General features: G+C 51.8%; 19 protein-coding genes. 18 read left to right on the top strand and 1 reads right to left on the bottom strand.

Translation table 11 applies throughout. The features are described 5' to 3' along the window. Positions 1-290 precede the first annotated feature (290 nt). The 9 genes from ACO0LD_RS21550 to ACO0LD_RS21510 all read left to right on the top strand — a co-directional run bounded on the left by ACO0LD_RS21550 (position 291) and on the right by ACO0LD_RS21510 (position 6,489). Positions 291-1,529 carry a diguanylate cyclase gene (locus ACO0LD_RS21550; RefSeq protein ID WP_423010234.1) on the top strand — a complete coding sequence of 413 codons (1,239 nt, stop codon included), beginning with the start codon at positions 291-293 and terminating at the stop codon, positions 1,527-1,529. A gap of 134 nt (positions 1,530-1,663) precedes the next feature. After that, positions 1,664-2,038, top strand: a complete 375-nt coding sequence (locus ACO0LD_RS21545; RefSeq protein WP_423010233.1) for a hypothetical protein — start codon at positions 1,664-1,666, stop codon at positions 2,036-2,038. Between the two features lie 45 nt (positions 2,039-2,083). Then, the gene (locus tag ACO0LD_RS21540) at positions 2,084-2,599 is read left to right on the top strand and encodes an RNA polymerase sigma factor (protein ID WP_423010232.1); all 516 of its coding nucleotides are present in this window, start codon (positions 2,084-2,086) and stop codon (positions 2,597-2,599) included. Positions 2,600-2,612: 13 nt separating this feature from the next. Continuing rightward, positions 2,613-3,431 (top strand): anti-sigma factor family protein, encoded by an 819-nt coding sequence (locus ACO0LD_RS21535; protein ID WP_423010231.1) that lies wholly within the window; start codon positions 2,613-2,615, stop codon positions 3,429-3,431. Positions 3,432-3,603: 172 nt separating this feature from the next. Next, the gene (locus ACO0LD_RS21530) at positions 3,604-4,431 is read left to right on the top strand and encodes a glutaminyl-peptide cyclotransferase (RefSeq protein ID WP_423010230.1); all 828 of its coding nucleotides are present in this window, start codon (positions 3,604-3,606) and stop codon (positions 4,429-4,431) included. Between the two features lie 5 nt (positions 4,432-4,436). Continuing rightward, on the top strand, positions 4,437-4,958 hold the full coding sequence (locus ACO0LD_RS21525) for a hypothetical protein (RefSeq protein ID WP_423010229.1): 522 nt from the start codon (positions 4,437-4,439) through the stop codon (positions 4,956-4,958). Between the two features lie 218 nt (positions 4,959-5,176). Then, positions 5,177-5,608 carry a VOC family protein gene (locus tag ACO0LD_RS21520; protein ID WP_423010228.1) on the top strand — a complete coding sequence of 144 codons (432 nt, stop codon included), beginning with the start codon at positions 5,177-5,179 and terminating at the stop codon, positions 5,606-5,608. A gap of 52 nt (positions 5,609-5,660) precedes the next feature. Continuing rightward, entirely contained in the window at positions 5,661-6,005 is a 345-nt protein-coding gene (locus ACO0LD_RS21515; protein ID WP_423010227.1) for a GFA family protein, read from the top strand. A gap of 10 nt (positions 6,006-6,015) precedes the next feature. Beyond that, positions 6,016-6,489 carry a nuclear transport factor 2 family protein gene (locus tag ACO0LD_RS21510; RefSeq protein WP_423010226.1) on the top strand — a complete coding sequence of 158 codons (474 nt, stop codon included), beginning with the start codon at positions 6,016-6,018 and terminating at the stop codon, positions 6,487-6,489. A 65-nt stretch (positions 6,490-6,554) separates the two neighbouring features. Here ACO0LD_RS21510 and ACO0LD_RS21505 read toward each other — a convergent pair whose 3' ends face one another. Next, on the bottom strand, positions 6,555-7,628 hold the full coding sequence (locus ACO0LD_RS21505; RefSeq protein ID WP_423010225.1) for an MBL fold metallo-hydrolase: 1,074 nt from the start codon (positions 7,626-7,628) through the stop codon (positions 6,555-6,557). A 181-nt stretch (positions 7,629-7,809) separates the two neighbouring features. Between ACO0LD_RS21505 and ACO0LD_RS21500 the strand changes: the two genes are divergently transcribed. From ACO0LD_RS21500 to ACO0LD_RS21460, 9 genes are all read left to right on the top strand, one after another. Beyond that, a complete protein-coding gene (locus ACO0LD_RS21500; RefSeq protein WP_423010224.1) occupies positions 7,810-8,205 on the top strand; it encodes a MerR family transcriptional regulator in 396 nt (131 codons plus the stop codon). Between the two features lie 34 nt (positions 8,206-8,239). After that, positions 8,240-8,557: a hypothetical protein gene (locus ACO0LD_RS21495; RefSeq protein WP_423010223.1), complete on the top strand. Its 318-nt coding sequence runs from the start codon at positions 8,240-8,242 to the stop codon at positions 8,555-8,557. Between the two features lie 117 nt (positions 8,558-8,674). Further along, a complete protein-coding gene (locus tag ACO0LD_RS21490) occupies positions 8,675-9,145 on the top strand; it encodes a PaaI family thioesterase (RefSeq protein ID WP_423010222.1) in 471 nt (156 codons plus the stop codon). A gap of 121 nt (positions 9,146-9,266) precedes the next feature. Further along, entirely contained in the window at positions 9,267-10,451 is a 1,185-nt protein-coding gene (locus ACO0LD_RS21485) for an isovaleryl-CoA dehydrogenase (protein ID WP_423010221.1), read from the top strand. Between the two features lie 26 nt (positions 10,452-10,477). After that, entirely contained in the window at positions 10,478-11,413 is a 936-nt protein-coding gene (locus tag ACO0LD_RS21480) for a pyridoxal-phosphate dependent enzyme (RefSeq protein ID WP_423010220.1), read from the top strand. Positions 11,414-11,426: 13 nt separating this feature from the next. After that, positions 11,427-13,208, top strand: coding sequence for a bifunctional isocitrate dehydrogenase kinase/phosphatase (gene aceK / locus ACO0LD_RS21475; RefSeq protein WP_423010219.1), 1,782 nt, complete (start codon positions 11,427-11,429; stop codon positions 13,206-13,208). 81 nt (positions 13,209-13,289) lie between these two features. Further along, the gene (locus ACO0LD_RS21470) at positions 13,290-14,471 is read left to right on the top strand and encodes an acetyl-CoA C-acetyltransferase (protein WP_423010218.1); all 1,182 of its coding nucleotides are present in this window, start codon (positions 13,290-13,292) and stop codon (positions 14,469-14,471) included. A 152-nt stretch (positions 14,472-14,623) separates the two neighbouring features. Next, a complete protein-coding gene (locus tag ACO0LD_RS21465; RefSeq protein WP_423010217.1) occupies positions 14,624-15,292 on the top strand; it encodes an SDR family oxidoreductase in 669 nt (222 codons plus the stop codon). 45 nt (positions 15,293-15,337) lie between these two features. Then, complete coding sequence (locus ACO0LD_RS21460; RefSeq protein WP_423010216.1) at positions 15,338-16,471, top strand: acyl-CoA dehydrogenase family protein; 1,134 nt, start codon at positions 15,338-15,340, stop codon at positions 16,469-16,471. Positions 16,472-16,720: the final 249 nt, after the last annotated feature.

The following is a 16,720-nucleotide window of genomic DNA, read 5'->3' as shown; positions in this document are numbered from 1 at the left end:
TGGGATGCAGTGCAAGGCCTAAGATGTGTACCCTGCGAAGCTAAGGCTGGTGCCTTAGCGAGGGCGGGGTAACAAACTGCACGCTGCAATGCGCCCGAATAGTCAGTTCCCGAAGGGTTTGCCTCATAACACGCGCTGGACAGCCACCGCTATTGACTGCCTCATCCGCCTTGCCAGCCCGTGTTATGAGGCAAACGCATCTCACCCTATTTATGAAATGAGTTCTAGTATAAAGCGGCATAAAAATATCCGAGACAAATTGCGCAGCAGCGCATGGCTTAGGGGCAATCATGAGTTTCCGGGTGAAGTTCAATCTGGTCTTATTGCTGACTTTTGCACTGGCACTGCTGCTGGCAACGGCTTATTATAAAAACGAAGTCCAGAAGGCCACGCTGGAAGAAGTCAAGCACGAGGCCAGGCTCAGCCTGCAAGCCGCACTGGCGATACGTTCCTATTCTTCCCAGCATGTCAGAGCCGATCTAAATCAGGAACAATTCAAGCCTGACGATATTCCGGCATTTGTGACCATGGAAACCATGCGTCTGCTGTTTGAAAAATACCCTGGCTACCAATATTCCGAGACAGTATTAAATCCCCTGAATCTTGCCAACATGGCGCGTGAACCCTGGATCAGGGAAGTCATAGACAATTACCGTTCTGGCCGTACTCCCTATGCGGATGCAGAAATCACGACTTATGTGCGCGATAAAACCCTGCATCTGGTCAGGCCCATCAAAATCCGCGATGCCACCTGCATGGCTTGCCACGGCAAAGTCGCAGATGCACCAGCCGGCATGGTCAGGATTTATGGCAATACCCATGGCTATGGCTGGAAGATGGATGAAATTGTCGGTGTGCAAGCCGTGACAGTACCGCTGGATAGATCAAAAGAACGCAGCGCGGCGGCTTTTCAACGCTTTCTGTGGCCACTGGTGGCGGTATTCACCCTCTTGTTTGCCACCTTGAATATCTTGCTGCAATACTGGGTATTGAGTCCCCTGAGCAGGCAAAACCTGAACCTGAACCGGCTGGCGACAACAGATTCGCTGACAGGTATCTTGAACCGGCGTGCTTTCATGGACCAGTTTCAACTGGAAATGGAAGCTGCCCGCTACAAGTCTGAACCCTTGTCGGTGCTGGTATTTGACCTCGACCATTTCAAGGCCATTAATGATACCCATGGCCATGCTCAGGGTGATCAGGTCTTGCGTACTACCGCCAATCTGGTCAAGGGAGCATTGCGCTCGAATGATCAACTGGCGCGCATAGGTGGCGAAGAATTTGCCCTGCTCTTGCCGCATACCAGCACTGCGGGTGCCCACGGTTTGGCAGAAAACCTGCGCAAGCGCATGGAGCATCAGAGCCTGCAAAACTCCCCGGCCACGACAGGCAGTTTTGGCATCGCCACCTGGGATGGTCGCGAAAGCCGTGAACGCTTGTTGAAGCGTGCTGATGAAGCCATGTATGCCGCCAAAGCCGCAGGCCGCAATTGCATCGTGGCCGATGAGGGTCGGGCGAAAACTACTTGAAGCTAAATATTTTCACTTTGCTGGAATAAAGTCTGGCTGGCTTACGTATATCCCTGTGTAAGCAGTTGGAACGTGTAATGCTGCTAACAGGCGTTTAGCCACTTATACTTTATTAATCATTCAGGAGTCCTTCGATGAAAACCAGACAAATTTACCTTGCCCTGCTGACCAGCGCCACCTTCATTTGCGGGTTTGCGCAAGCGCAGTCTGCACCCAAGGTGGCGGATGGTGTGCTTGTCAGTGATACAGGTATGACTCTGTACAGCTTCGACAAGGATGTAGCCGGTAGTGGCAAAAGCGCTTGCAATGGTCCTTGTGCAGCTAACTGGCCGCCAGTAGCTGTACCTGCCAAACTGCCAGCTGGCAAATATTCTGTCGTCACCCGCGATGATGGCAGCACACAACTGGCCTATGACGGCAAGCCTTTGTACCTGTATGCGGCTGATAAAAAAGCAGGTGAGCGCACTGGTGATAATTTTAAAAATGTCTGGCACCTGGTCAAGGATTAAAGCATGCCCTGCCTTATCTTCATCACGTCTCATGCTGTCTGACAAATGAGTCAGGCAGACAGCCGCAGCCAGTTACTGGCCTGCATACCCCGCTTGCGCCGCTATGCGCGTGCGCTGGTGGGTGACAGGGTGGGTGCGGATGATCTGGTGCAAGACACCATGGAGCGTGGCTGGCTAAAGCTGGGGTCTTTCTTGCCTGATGGCGACATGCGCGCATGGTTATTCAGCATCATGCATAATCTGCGGCTGGATCAATTGCGCAAGCCATCGCTGGCTACAGTAGAGCTGGATGATGAAGATGCATCCTTGCCTGCACAAGCCGCCAGCCAGAACCATGGTCTGGAGTTGCGCGACCTGCAAGCGGCATTGATGCAATTGCCGCTGGAGCAGCGCGAAGTATTATTGCTGGTCGTGCTGGAAGAAATGCGCTACGAAGACATTTCCCTGACTTTGAATATCCCTCTGGGAACCGTGATGTCGCGACTGTCGCGTGGTCGTGAAAAACTGCGTGCCATCATGGAAATGCGTCCTACCAGCACAGTCTTGAAAGTCGTCAAGTGAACAAGGCCAGATCATGAAACATGAGCCCATCAGCGAAGCAGACTTGCATGCCTATGTCGACGGTCAACTGTCTGCTGTGCGGCTGGTCGAGGTAGAACATTATCTTCAGGCAAATCTGGCTGAGCAGGAAAAAGTGTCTGCCTGGCGCAAACAGAATGCTGACCTGCATACCTTGTTTGATGCGGTCGTTGATGAACCCGTTCCCGCCCGACTCAGTTCAATACGCGGGCCAACTACTGCTGCAGCCAATCAGCCTGTCTGGGGCTGGCGCCATCTTGTTGCTGGTGTCGCCATCGCCTTCGTTAGCGCCAGTAGCGGTTGGTGGTTACATGGGCATAGCGATGCCAGTGCGGTGCTGGCACAGGCTGATGTGCAAAAAAACGGCATCCATGGCGCGGCAGGTTTTGCCCATCAGGCGGCAATTGCCCATCTGGTTTATAGCCCTGATGTGCGCCGCCCTGTAGAAGTGGGGGCAGAGCAGGAAGAGCAACTGGTCGCCTGGTTATCCAAGCGCATGGGTAGCCCCATGCGTGCGCCCAAGCTGGGCAAGTTATCCTATGAGCTGGTCGGTGGCCGCCTTTTGCCGGGTGGCACTGGCCCTGTCGCCCAGTTCATGTATCAGGATGCGACCGGCCAGCGCCTGACCCTGTATGTCAGTAATGATCAGGTGCAAAACAAGGATACCGGTTTCAAGTTCCTGCAAGATGGCAAGGTCAATGTGTTTTACTGGGTCGATGGCAAATTTGGTTATGCCTTGTCGGGCAGTATCAGCAAAGCTGAACTCGCGCGTATTTCCAATGCCGTGTATGAGCAGCTGGAAAAACCTTCCTGAGTCAGTTTTGCTGACAAGAGATTTGTCACGCTAAGTAAATTCAGGTGACAGCCATGCAGAAAATATCTATTCTTTCCTCCTTCTATGCCAAAGCGGTCTTTGATGACGGGGCTTGGTAAAATTCAGTAAGAGAGGCAGCAATGCTGTTGCCTGCCAAGGATGGGATATCTGCATGCGTAAATGGAAGTTAACAGGATTATCGGCAAGCTTGTTTTCAGGCGTATTGTCCGGTTTGTTGTATATTGGTATCGCAGGTGGTATGGTATTTCTGCCAGCGGGCACAACGCTGGCAGCATCAGCAATTCCTAGCTATACCTATGAAGTAGTACACGCCTACCCGCATGACCCGAATGCCTTCACCCAGGGTTTGTTTATCAAGGATGGCTTCCTGTTTGAAAGCACGGGTTTGCAAGGCCGTTCTACTGTACGCAAGGTCAGGCTGGAAACTGGTGAGGTCTTGCAAAAAATGGATTTGCCCAGACAGATTTTTGGTGAGGGTATCACCTGGTGGGACAAGCGCATTATAGGCATCACCTGGACGACTCAGGCGGGCTATGTGCTTGATCTCGACACTTTCGCATTTCAAAAAGAATTCGCCTACAAGGGCGAAGGCTGGGGCCTCGCACGCAATGATAAAGAAATCATCATGAGCGACGGCACTGCAGAATTGCGCTTCCTTGACCCACTCACTTTACGCGAAACCCACCGCATCAAGGTAACGGCAGATGGCAAGGCAGTAGACCAGTTGAATGAGCTTGAATGGGTAAAAGGCGAGATTTTTGCCAATATCTGGCAAACCGACATGATAGCCCGCATCGACCCCAAAACCGGCAAGGTCATCGGCTGGATCAATTTGAATGGTTTGCTGCCCATGGGTGACCGCATCATGAATACCCCGGATGTACTCAACGGCATTGCCTATGACGCAGCCAAAGACAGATTATTCGTCACCGGTAAATTGTGGCCAAAATTGTTTGAAATCCGCTTGATCAAGCGCTAGACATCATGATGAATAAAATACTGTATTGCCTGGCTTACGCTATGATGGGCTTGTTGCTTAGCGCGCTCTCACCACATAGTCTGGCGGATGATGCCAGGCTGGAAAACCAGCTCATCCTGGCTCTCAAAATCAAAGCTGATGGACAAGACAGGCAGGCCGAATCCAGGCCTGTGATACGGGCTTACCAGCAAGCGGCCATCATCAGTAAAAAGCCGCAGCAGCGTGCCGACTACATCGATTTTTATCTCTTGCAAAAACCAGCCAGCTTCATGGGGCATACATTGATTTTGCTGGAAGAAGAATACATGGATAAGTATGTAGGCTGTTGTGTCAGTCCTGGTATGGGCCTGATGTTAAAGATCAATGCTGATACCCGGGCCGTGCAAGAATTTGCCAACAAAAACGCCTGCACTTTCACCCCGCATGCTGATGTGTTTGACAGGCTCAGGATGTTTCACATTGATCACAAATTGCCCAGGGCCGATTACGCCATGCTCAGTTGCCGCGAACGGGATACGCAAAAATAAATGTGGTCAGACTAGCCTGCATAGACATTGATGGCTTGTATGTGATTGCCTTTTTGTATATAAATAGGGCTTACGCAAAATTGTTCCAGCAAGGCGTAGCGACGAAGACAGTACTTTAGTACGGCTAGGAGATACAACGCAGCTGGAGCGGTTTTGCGTAAGTCCCGATAAAGTAAGTTTCGTCGGCCCCGTCATTTCCATCCTGAAAGGAAAGCGTCATGTCTGAGTCTTACCGTACCCCATCTGATATCCACCCCAGCCTGATTTATGATGATGCGCCTGTCGCTATAGACTGGCTGGTCAAGGCCTTTGGTTTTAACTGCCGCTTCGTGGTGCCTGGTGATGGTAATCGCATAGAGCATTCAGAGCTGAGCCTGGGCACGGGCGTCATCATGATCAGCTCACCCAAGGCTGAGACGCATCATGTCAGCCCCAAATCCCTGACCGGTATTTCGCAGGCACTCAGCGTCTACGTGGATGATCCAGATGCTCACCACGCACGGGCAATTGCCGCCGGTGCCAAACTGGTGCGGCCATTGCAAACCGAGGATTATGGTGCCAGGGGTTATATGGTGCTCGATCCTGAAGGGCATCTATGGTATTTCGGCAATTACCGGCCCGGTGAATACTGGCAGGATACGGCAAGCTAGTACAGTCCATCAGATACCATCAGATATCATCATTAATCCAGGGAGTTTATTCATGCATAAAGGTAGCTGCCATTGCGGCAAAATCGCATTTGAAGTAGAAGGCGAGATAGACAGCGGGCTCGCCTGTAATTGTTCCATCTGCCAACGCAAGGGGTCGCTGTTGTGGTTTGTGCCATTCGGCAATTTGCACTTGCTGACGCCGGAAGATGCCGCCAGTACCTACATCTTCAACAAGCATGTGATACACCATAAATTTTGCCCCACTTGCGGCATGCACCCCTATGCTGAAGGGGTAGACCCCAAAGGTAATAAGGTTGCTGCTATCAATCTGCGCTGCCTGGAAGACATAGATCTGGCATCCATACCTGTGCATCACTATGATGGTCGTGCTTTATAAAAGGATGAAGATGTTCAAGAAATATTTTGGGGCGGTCAGTGTATTGCTGGCTATTGTCAGTCTGGGATTATTGCCTGCACATGCAGCCGACTCCACTGATGCTAAGAACGCCGCTCTGGTCGCGCAATTGACGAAATTGTCTGACGACTGGGATGCCGCTATCGTCCGCAAGGACAAAGCGGCGATAGAAGCCAATATGGCGGAAGATTTTCGTCAGATAGACGGCGATGGCGATCTTGAAACCAAGACCAGTTTCGTCAATGGCCTGGTATCAGACAAGCTGGAAATTGATCCCTACAAGGTCGAAGATTTTGAAATACGTCTGTACGGTAGTGTGGCCCTGCTCAGTGGCCGCACCAGAATGACAGGCCGCTATGATGGCAAATCTTTCAAATCACATTACCGTTACATCGATATCTATGCGCAGCGCGATGGTAAATGGCAGATAGTCAGCGTGCAAATCAGCAGAATACCTCAGCAATAATTTAAGCAAATGCGTATATAGCTCCACTTCAAAATGGGGCTATTTTTTTCATATTTATTTCACGCTTATTTTAATATGAAACGCAACACTCCATCCTCACCCGTTTCCCTGCGCAAGACACCGTCATACCAGAGCTTGTGCAAGTGCGCCAGCGCCTCGCCTATGGCGAAAGTCAGCTGGTGAGAGTCGAGCGGGCGGCGGAACATGATGGGGACGATGTCCATGGCTGACTGAGCCGTGGCACAGGCCGTCTTTACTTCTTCCAGTCGCTCGGCATGGTGGTCTTGCAATTGCTGTACGCGGGTATGCAAGCCCTTGAAGGGTTTGCCATGCGAAGGCAGGATCAGCACGTCTTTTGGCAGTGGCAGGTATTTTTTCAGTGAATCTATGTACTGCTGCACGGGATTGGCTTCCGGCTCTATCGCAAACACCGAAACATTGGTAGAGATGCGCGGCAACAGCATATCGCCAGAGATCAGGATATTCAGCTCTGCGCAATACAAGGACGCATGTTCAGGTGAATGACCAAAACCGGCGATGACTTGCCAGTGGCGCTGATTGATGATGACGTCCAGACCTTCTTGCATGCGGTGGTAGGCCGTTGGTACAGTCGGCACCAGCCGGGTGTAATGGGTTTTTCTTTCCTGTATCTGCTCCCGCATGCCGCTATCGACCAGGCCATGCTTGCGAAAATGCGGGAACATGGCCGTGCCATCCGCACCTGGCAGGCTGGCCGACATCATGCGGGCAAAGGCATATTCGCCTGCCGTCATCCATAGTTGCACATTCCAGCGGCTGCACAGCCAGTCGGCCAGGCCTATATGGTCAGGGTGGCAATGGGTGGCAAGAACGCGAATGATAGGCAGGCCGCGCAAATGGTTGTTCAGGTCGCCGAACAAGATCTCCCAGGCGTCACGGGTGGCGTCGCTGGCGATGCCGCAATCCACCACTGTCCAGCCACGGACCTTGCCCTGGCTGGTTTCCAGCTCATCTTCCAGCAACCACAGATTGATATGGTTCAGGGCAAAGGGCAGACCCATGCGTATCCACAGCACGCCGGGGGCGATTTCCATGGTCTTGCCGATGTCGGGCAAGGTCTCGCCAAAAGGATAGTGGAGTTGTTGTTCTAGTAAGTTCATGGCTGTCTCTTTTGTTATTGTGGTGGCTATACGTCTGCTGCCTGTTTTCTCATTATGGATGACTCCAGAAGCGCTGGAATAGCCTACAATGCGATTTAAAACTATTTGACGTTAACGTCAACTGCATCAAGTGCAGATTGTAATCAGAAAACTGTTTCTGTGTTTTTTCACCAGATTGACCATGGCCACCTATACCATTACCGAACTTGCCCGCGAATTTGATATTACCCCGAGGGCGATACGATTCTATGAAGACCAGGGTTTGCTCAGCCCCACACGTGAAGGGCCGGGCGGCCGCAACCGTGTTTATACAACGCGGGAACGCACCCATCTTAAGCTGACCCTGCGTGGCAAACGTCTGGGCCTGAGCCTGTCGGATATCAAGAGCCTGGTCGATATGTACCGTTCTCCCAAGGATACTGAAGTACAGTTGCAGAGCTTTTTGGTGGTGCTGGCCAGGCATAGAGCGGCGCTGGAACAACAGCGTGAAGATATAGAAATCATGCTGGCAGAAATCAGCGCGCACGAAGAAAAGAGCCGCAGTTTGTTGGCTCACGCGAGCGCTAAGCCGGAATAAGACACTGCATTCACATCCGTAAAGGCAGGTAGCGATGCTTAAATTATTGCTTAATCTTCAATTTTTCTCCGTTGGTTTTGTGTTTTATGCGGCACGCTATCCAGAAAAAATAACAATAAAAAATACGATACACCTGATATTAATGGGTGGTCTTTTGTTATTGCTGGTCTTGTTTTTTGGTACTTTTCTTTCACACAAGACAATTGCGGCAGCTTTTCTTGAGCTTAACAATGGCAATGATCATCAAATGGGTGTCATTTACGGTGTGGGTGCGCTTTATCTGGCATTTTTATGCGGTGTGTGGAATATATCCCGCAACTTTTTTCGTCCTCAGATGAAGGTTGATCAGTAATATGTATTTCTTGGCAAGCTTGAAAAGCGTCAAATCAATGAATTGACGTTTACGTAAACGTCAATTAGACGTATTATTTTTGCCTGAGATGATTTTTCCTTGGCTATTGGGGGTTTTATGAGCAATCAGGCAACGCAGCAAAGCACAGCGACACTGGATCACAAATTGGCCCTGAGCTTGCTGGAAAGCTTCAATGCACAGGGAGCTTTGATGGCCTGGAATGCCCGTTTGACCAGCATCACCCCCGGTGCCTGTGAAATCAGCTTGCCATTTAGCGAGGTAGTCAGCCAGCAGCATGGCTATTTCCATGGTGGTGTCATCGGCACGATAGCTGATGCAGCCGGTGGCTATGCCGCGAATACCCAACTGATGCCGGTGAGTGAGTGCTTAACTGCAGAATACAAGATCAATATCGTCGCACCCGGCAAGGGCGATACCTTGATCGCTCGTGGCAAGGTCTTGAAGGCAGGTAAAACCCTCGTGGTATCCAGTGCAGAAGTGTTTGTAGTGCATGAAGGCCAGGAAAAACTCTGTGCCATCATGCAACAGACTTTGTTTGTGATACCCAAGGCAGAATCTAAAGCGTAAGCCAGTCGCCGCTAGTTCTATGGCGACTGTAAGCAGTAATATGGCTGGTATGCTTGATTATAAATAAGCATAAGTTAGCATAAGCCAGCGAATTTCAATTTTATAAAAGTGTGAGGACGACATGCTCCATTTACCAGGTTTGACTTTTGATCATGGCGAAGATATCGCCGCTTTGCGCGAAGCCGTGCAGCAATTTGCCCAGGCAGAAATTGCCCCGCGTGCTGCCGAGATAGACCGCAGCGACCAGTTCCCCATGGATCTGTGGCGCAAGATGGGTGACCTCGGCATCCTGGGTGTGACAGTCAGTGAAGAATACGGCGGTGCAAACATGGGCTATCTCGCTCATATCATTGCCATGGAAGAAATTTCCCGTGCGTCTGCTTCTGTCGGCTTGTCGTATGGTGCCCACTCCAACCTGTGCGTAAACCAGATCAAGCGCAATGGCACAGAAGAACAAAAAGCCAAATACCTGCCAAAACTGATCAGCGGTGAGCATATAGGCGCACTCGCCATGTCCGAGCCAAATGCCGGTTCCGACGTGGTCAGCATGAAATTGCGTGCCGACTGGAAGGGTGACCGCTGGGTCTTGAACGGTACCAAAATGTGGATCACCAATGGTCCTGATGCCGACACCCTGGTCGTGTATGCCAAGAATGACCTGGAAGCTGGCCCGCGTGGCATGACAGCCTTCCTCATAGAAAAAGGCTATAAAGGTTTCAGCATTGCGCAAAAGCTCGACAAACTGGGTATGCGCGGCTCCCACACAGGTGAGCTGGTATTCCAGGATTGCGAAGTCCCGGCAGAAAACGTACTCGGTGGCCTGGGCAAGGGCGTGAACGTCCTGATGTCTGGCCTGGATTTTGAACGTACCGTCTTGTCCGGCGGCCCTCTGGGTATCATGCAGGCCTGTATGGATGCAGTGGTTCCCTATGTGCATGACCGCAAGCAATTTGGTCAGCCTATCGGTGAATTCCAGCTCATGCAGGGCAAGCTGGCAGACATGTATTCCACCATGATGGCGTGCAAGGCGTATGTGTATGCGGTTGGTCAGGCCTGTGACCGCGCCAAGACGCCAGAAGCAGTACGCGCCCTGCGCAAGGATGCTGCCGGTGCGATTTTGTATTCGGCGGAAAAAGCCACATGGATGGCAGGCGAAGCCATCCAGACCCTGGGTGGCAATGGTTATATCAATGAATACCCGGTAGGTCGCCTGTGGCGCGATGCCAAGCTGTATGAAATTGGCGCGGGCACCAGCGAGATACGCCGCATGCTGATAGGTCGCGAATTGTTTGCAGAAACCAAATAAGCCATTTGCGCTACACTGGTCAATTTATGACGCAATTACATATCGCTACGCCTTTGCTTGAACATCGGCGTCTGTCTGCCAGTCTGGGAAAACCAGCCTGGCTGAAGATGGAAAATACCCAGCCTTCAGGCTCGTTCAAATTGCGCGGCATCGGCCTGATGTGCCAGCGCGCTGCTGGCAACGGGGCGAAACATTTTGTTTGCCCTTCTGGTGGCAACGCCGGTTTTGCCGCTGCCGTCGCAGGCGTGGCACTGAATGTGCAAACCACGATATTGGTGCCGCAAACCACGCATGAAAGCGTGCGCGCAGCCATACGTGCCATTGGTGCCACTGTCATTGTCGAAGGTGGTGTCTGGGATGAAACCAATCAGGCCGCCTTGCGTCTCTGTGAACAACCAGGTGCCGTCTACATCCCGCCGTTTGACCATGCCGACATCTGGGATGGCAATGCGACGATGATTGATGAAGTGGCAGGCAAGCTCGATTTTGATGTCGTCATTTGCTCAGTCGGTGGTGGTGGCTTGCTGAGTGGCATTGCTCTTGGCCTGGAACGCACTGGCCTTGGCCACATACCCATCATCGCCTCAGAAACCGAAGGCGCAGCATCCCTGCATGCCGCAGTGCAAGCGGGCGAACTGGTGACTTTGCCAGCGATCACGTCCATTGCCAGCACCCTGGGTGCGCGCAAGGTGGCGCAACAGGCATTTGACTGGACGCGCAAGCGCACTGTCCACACCGTTACCGTCAGCGATGCCCAGGCTGTGCAAGCTTGCCTGGATTTTGCTGATGACATGCTGGCCCTGGTGGAACCAGCTTGCGGTGCGGCACTGGCAGTTGCTTACCAGAACTTGCCAGTACTGGCTGAGTTTAAAAAACCACTGATCGTGGTTTGTGGTGGCATTGCCGTGGATTTGGGTAAACTACAGGCTTGGAAAAATCAGTTCCAGCCCGCAGTTAACTGAGTGAGCACCGACCATGTCCCACACCCATTTCCCCAAATTGCTGTCTTCGCAAATCGCCTTTGATATCGCCAGGACGATACTTGATGGTTTTGACAAGCATTATCACTTGTTCAGAGCCAGCAGCCAAAGGGCAAAGCAGCAATTTGAGACGGGTGACTGGAAAGCGGCGCAAATCGCCGCACGCGAACGCATAGGTTATTACGACACCCGCGTGCGCGAATGTGTGCAGGCAATGGAAGATGAATATGCAGAAGAAGACCTGAGCGATGAAGTCTGGCGTGAAGTCAAACTGCATTACATGGGCATGCTCATAGATCATCTGCGTCCCGAGCTGGCCGAGACTTTTTTCAATACTGTCTGCACCAAGCTTTTGCACAGAAATTATTATCACAATGATTTCATCTTTGTGCGCCCGGCAACTTCGACCGAGTATCTGGAAAGTGAAGATACGCCACCGAGTTACCGCGTATATTATCCAGCGACAGATGGCCTGAACTTCACCATCAAGCGCATCGTCACGAACTTCCAGCTGAATGCCAAATTTGAAGACCTGGACCGCGATGTGGCCCTGGTGGAAGCGCGCCTGCGCGAGAATTTTGGCCCCGCAAAACTGGAGCCAAACCACCAGATACAGGTATTGGCCAGCCTGTTCTACCGCAACAAGTCAGCCTACATCATAGGCAAGGGCATCAATGGCAATAAAGAATATCCCTTTGTCATCCCCGTCATGCACAAGCGCAAGGCAGAACTGGTGCTGGATACAGTGATCTTCGACACCATGCTGATCACAGTACTGTTCTCGTTCACCCGCGCTTATTTCATGGTGGACATGGAAGTGCCATCGGCCTATGTGCAATTCATACGCAGTATCTTGCCCAAGAAGCCGCGCAGTGAAATCTACACCATGATAGGCCTGCAAAAACATGGCAAAAATTTGTTTTACCGCGATTTTTTGCACCATCTTAAATATTCATCTGACCGCATAGAAGCCGCACCTGGCATACGTGGCTTGGTGATGCTGGTGTTTGCGCTGCCGTCTTTCCCGTATGTGTTCAAACTGATCAAGGACAGTTTCCCGCCACCCAAGGAAACTACCAAAGCCCTGATCAAGGAAAAATACCTGCTGGTAAAAAATCACGACCGCGTGGGCCGCATGGCAGATACGCTGGAATATTCTGATGTGGCATTTCCACGCGCCCGTTTTTCAGAAGAATTACTGGCCGAGATCAGGCAATACGCACCGTCTCTATTGGAAGTGAATGATGATGAAGTCGTCATCAAGCACTTGTACATAGAACGCCGCATGACACCGCTGAACATCTGGCTCACCGAAGCCGAGCGCGGTGGTGACATGGCAGCCATGGAACATGGCTTGAAAGAATACGGCAGCGCCATCAAGGACCTGGTGGCAGCGAATATCTTTCCTGGTGACATGCTGTATAAAAACTTTGGTGTCACCCGTCATGGCCGCGTCGTCTTTTATGACTATGATGAAATCGAATACATCACCGACTGCAATTTCCGCAAGATACCTTTGCCGCGCAATGAAGAAGACGAGATGTCTGCCGAGCCCTGGTATCCGATTGCAAAGAATGATGTTTTCCCAGAACAGTTTGGCACTTTCCTTCTGGGGAATAATAACGTCAGAAAATATTTTATGCAGCATCACGCAGACTTGCTGACCGCCGAATACTGGCAGGCCCGCAAGAAACGCATAGTCGATGGCAAGGTGGATGATGTGTTTCCGTATCCGCAGGAAATCCGCTTTTGCAATCAGGCCAGTAGTACAACTTAGCAGCAGTGTGCTTGCCCGTTTCATGGCGAGCAAAACCTCATTAGTCAGGCAGTGAATCTGCTTTTATTTTTGGAGAACAAGATGAATGATCCTATCGTAATCGTTGGTGCAGCCCGTACCCCCATGGGTGCTTTTCAGGGTGATTTTTCTTCCCTGACAGCCAGTCAGCTCGGTGCAGTTGCCATCAAGGCCGCCGTTGAACGCGCCGGTGTCAAGCCAGAGTTGGTGGAAGAAGTCTTGTTCGGTAACTGCCTGATGGCAGGCCAAGGGCAAGCGCCAGCACGCCAGGCTTTGCTGGCTGCGGGTTTGCCAGTGTCAACCGGTGCCGTGACTTTGTCCAAGATGTGCGGATCAGCCATGAAAGCCACCATGATGGCTTTTGATTCCATCAATGCTGGCAGCAATGAAGTCATCGTTTCCGGCGGCATGGAATCCATGACCAATGCGCCTTACCTGATTCCCAAAGCACGTGGTGGCTACCGCATCGGTCACGGCATGATGTATGACCACATGATGCTTGACGGTCTCGAAGATGCTTATGACAAAGGCCGTTCCATGGGCACTTTTGCTGAAGACTGTTCTGCCAAATACAATTTCAGCCGCGAAGAGCAGGATGCATTTGCGATTGCCTCCGTCAAGCGTGCGCAGGCTGCAACTGCCGATGGTTCTTTCGCATGGGAAATCGCACCGGTGACCGTATCTGGCCGCGGCGGTGATGTTGTCATCGACAAGGATGAAGGTCCGCTGAAAGCCAAGCTAGATAAAATCCCTGCGCTGAAACCAGCCTTCAAAAAAGACGGCACGATCACCGCTGCCTCTTCTTCTTCCATTAATGACGGTGCTGCAGCACTGGTCTTGATGCGCGAATCCAAGGCCAAGGAACTCGGCCTGACACCGATAGCAAAAATCCTCGGCCATGCCAGCAATGCGCAGGAACCAGGCTGGTTTACGACAGCACCGGTGGGTGCCATCCAGAAGCTGTATAAAAAACTGGGCTGGACAACCGACGATGTTGATCTGTTTGAAATCAATGAAGCCTTTGCGACCGTTCCTATGGCGGCAATGAAAGAACTGGGCATCTCGCATGACAAGATTAACGTACATGGTGGTGCTTGTGCTTTGGGTCATCCTATTGGTGCATCTGGTGCGCGTATCATCATCACGCTGATGGGTGCTTTGAAAAAGCAGGGTAAAAAGCGTGGTGTGGCTTCTTTGTGTATTGGTGGTGGTGAAGGTACTGCACTCGCCATTGAGATGGTTTGATGCTTGTTTTAGCTCCTTCCCCTTCAAGGGGAAGGTTGGGATGGGGATGGGTTTTTTTCGCAAATTCCGTTTGATCGACCGAACCCCATCCCCACCCTAACCCTCCCCCTTGAAGGGGAGGGGATCTGAAAATTTTCACACATTGGGAAAATATGGCAGTCGCTTTAATCATCGGTGCATCACGCGGTATAGGCCATGAACTGGCCATGCAATACAAGGCTGCAGGCTGGCGTGTCATCGCCACTGCGCGCAAGGAAGAAGATTTGGCTAGCTTGCAGTCAGCAGCCTGCGAGGCGCTGCAACTGGATGTGACCAGGCTCAGTGATTGCACCGGGCTGGGTGAGCGTCTTGATGGTGAAAAAATCGATGTGGCTATCCTGAACGCTGGTGTATTCGGCCCAAGAACCGAGGGTCCGACAGCGCCGGACCAGCAGCAGTTTGATGCCGTTATGCATACTAATGTATTGTCGGCCATGCGGATATTGCCTATCGTGCTGCCTCTGGTTGAAAACGCCCATGGAAAGCTGGCTGTGATTTCTTCCAGCATGGCATCGATAGGCGAGCGCAGCAACCCCGCGGGCTGGTTATATCGTGCCAGCAAGACGGCATTGAATTCAGTATTGAAAGATGTGTCGCTGAGTACCAGCAAAGCCATCTGTGTTGCGATGGACCCGGGCTGGGTTAAGACCGATATGGGTGGTGATGCAGCAGAAATCACCGTCGATGTCAGCGTCGCCGGCATACGTAAGACCCTGGCTGCTTTGAAGCCTGCCGACAATGGCAAATATTTGCAATATACAGGCGCAGAACACGGCTGGTAAATCCGTCGCAAGTACAGCACTAACAAAATAGAAAACAGAACCATCATGCTACTGACACCAGAACACGAAATGATACGCGACGCCGTGCGCGCCTTTGCCCAGGACCGTCTGGTGCCCAATGCAGCTCGCTGGGACAAGGAACATCATTTCCCTGCAGAAGAATTAAAGGAACTGGCGCAAATGGGTGCCTATGGCGTGGCAGTGCCAGAAGAGTTTGGCGGTGCAGGTATGGATTATCTGTCGCTGGCCCTGGTGCTGGAAGAAATTGCTGCAGGTGATGGCGGCACGTCCACCGTGGTATCCGTCAACAATTGTCCGGTCTGCAGCATTGCTATGATGTATGCCAATGACGCGCAAAAAAAACAATGGCTGACACCGCTGGCACAAGGCGAAATGCTCGGTGCTTTTTGCCTGACAGAACCACATGCAGGCAGCGATGCGTCTGAACTGCGCACGACCGCAAAACGCGATGGCGATCATTACGTCATCAACGGCGTCAAGCAATTCATCACCAGCGGCAAATATGCTGATGTCGCCATCGTCATGGCGGTCACCGATAAAGAAGCAGGCAAGAAGGGCATCAGCGCCTTCTGGGTGCCCACCAGCACGCCTGGCTATATCGTCGCCAGCCTGGAACAAAAGATGGGCCAGCATTCGTCCGACACGGCACAAATCCTGTTCGAGAATTGCCGCATCCCGGCAGAAAACCTGATAGGTATTGAGGGCGCCGGTTACAAGATCGCCCTGTCTGGACTTGAAGGTGGCCGTATAGGCATAGCCTCACAATCAGTAGGCATGGCACGCGCAGCATTTGAAGCAGCACTGGCTTATGCCAAAGACAGGACCAGTTTTGGCAAACCTATTTTTGAACACCAGTCCGTGCAATTCAAACTGGCCGACATGGCGACGCAAATAGAAGCCGCCCGCCAGCTCATCTGGCACGCCGCCAGCATGAAAGATGCTGGCAAGCCCTGCTTGAAAGAAGCGGCAATGGCAAAACTGTTCGCTTCAGAGATGGCAGAAAAAGTCTGCTCGGATGCAATACAAATCCACGGCGGCTACGGCTATGTCAGCGACTTCCCGGTAGAACGCATTTACCGCGATGTGCGGGTTTGCCAGATTTATGAAGGTACTTCCGATATACAAAAAATTCTTATTGGACGTGCACTGGCGGGATAAATAGAACGAGTCGGAACCATTTCTGCCTCGTAGCGTAGCCTGTTTTTCTCCTTCCCCTTCAAGGGGATGGAGGCGGGAATTCGCAAAGCATGCTTTGCGCCGATGTAATCTAAGCTGCTTGAAAGCAGCGCAGTGGATAGGTTGGGATGGGGATAGGTTTCTGACGTAATTTCATTGCCGTCAATTGACCGAACCCCATCCCCACCCTAACCCTCCCCTTGAAGGGGGAGGGGATGTTCAAGAGATGTT

This window comes from Undibacterium sp. Ji83W, assembly GCF_049340385.1.
Lineage (GTDB): Bacteria > Pseudomonadota > Gammaproteobacteria > Burkholderiales > Burkholderiaceae_D > Undibacterium.
This window is presented reverse-complemented; position numbering and strand designations above follow the sequence as displayed.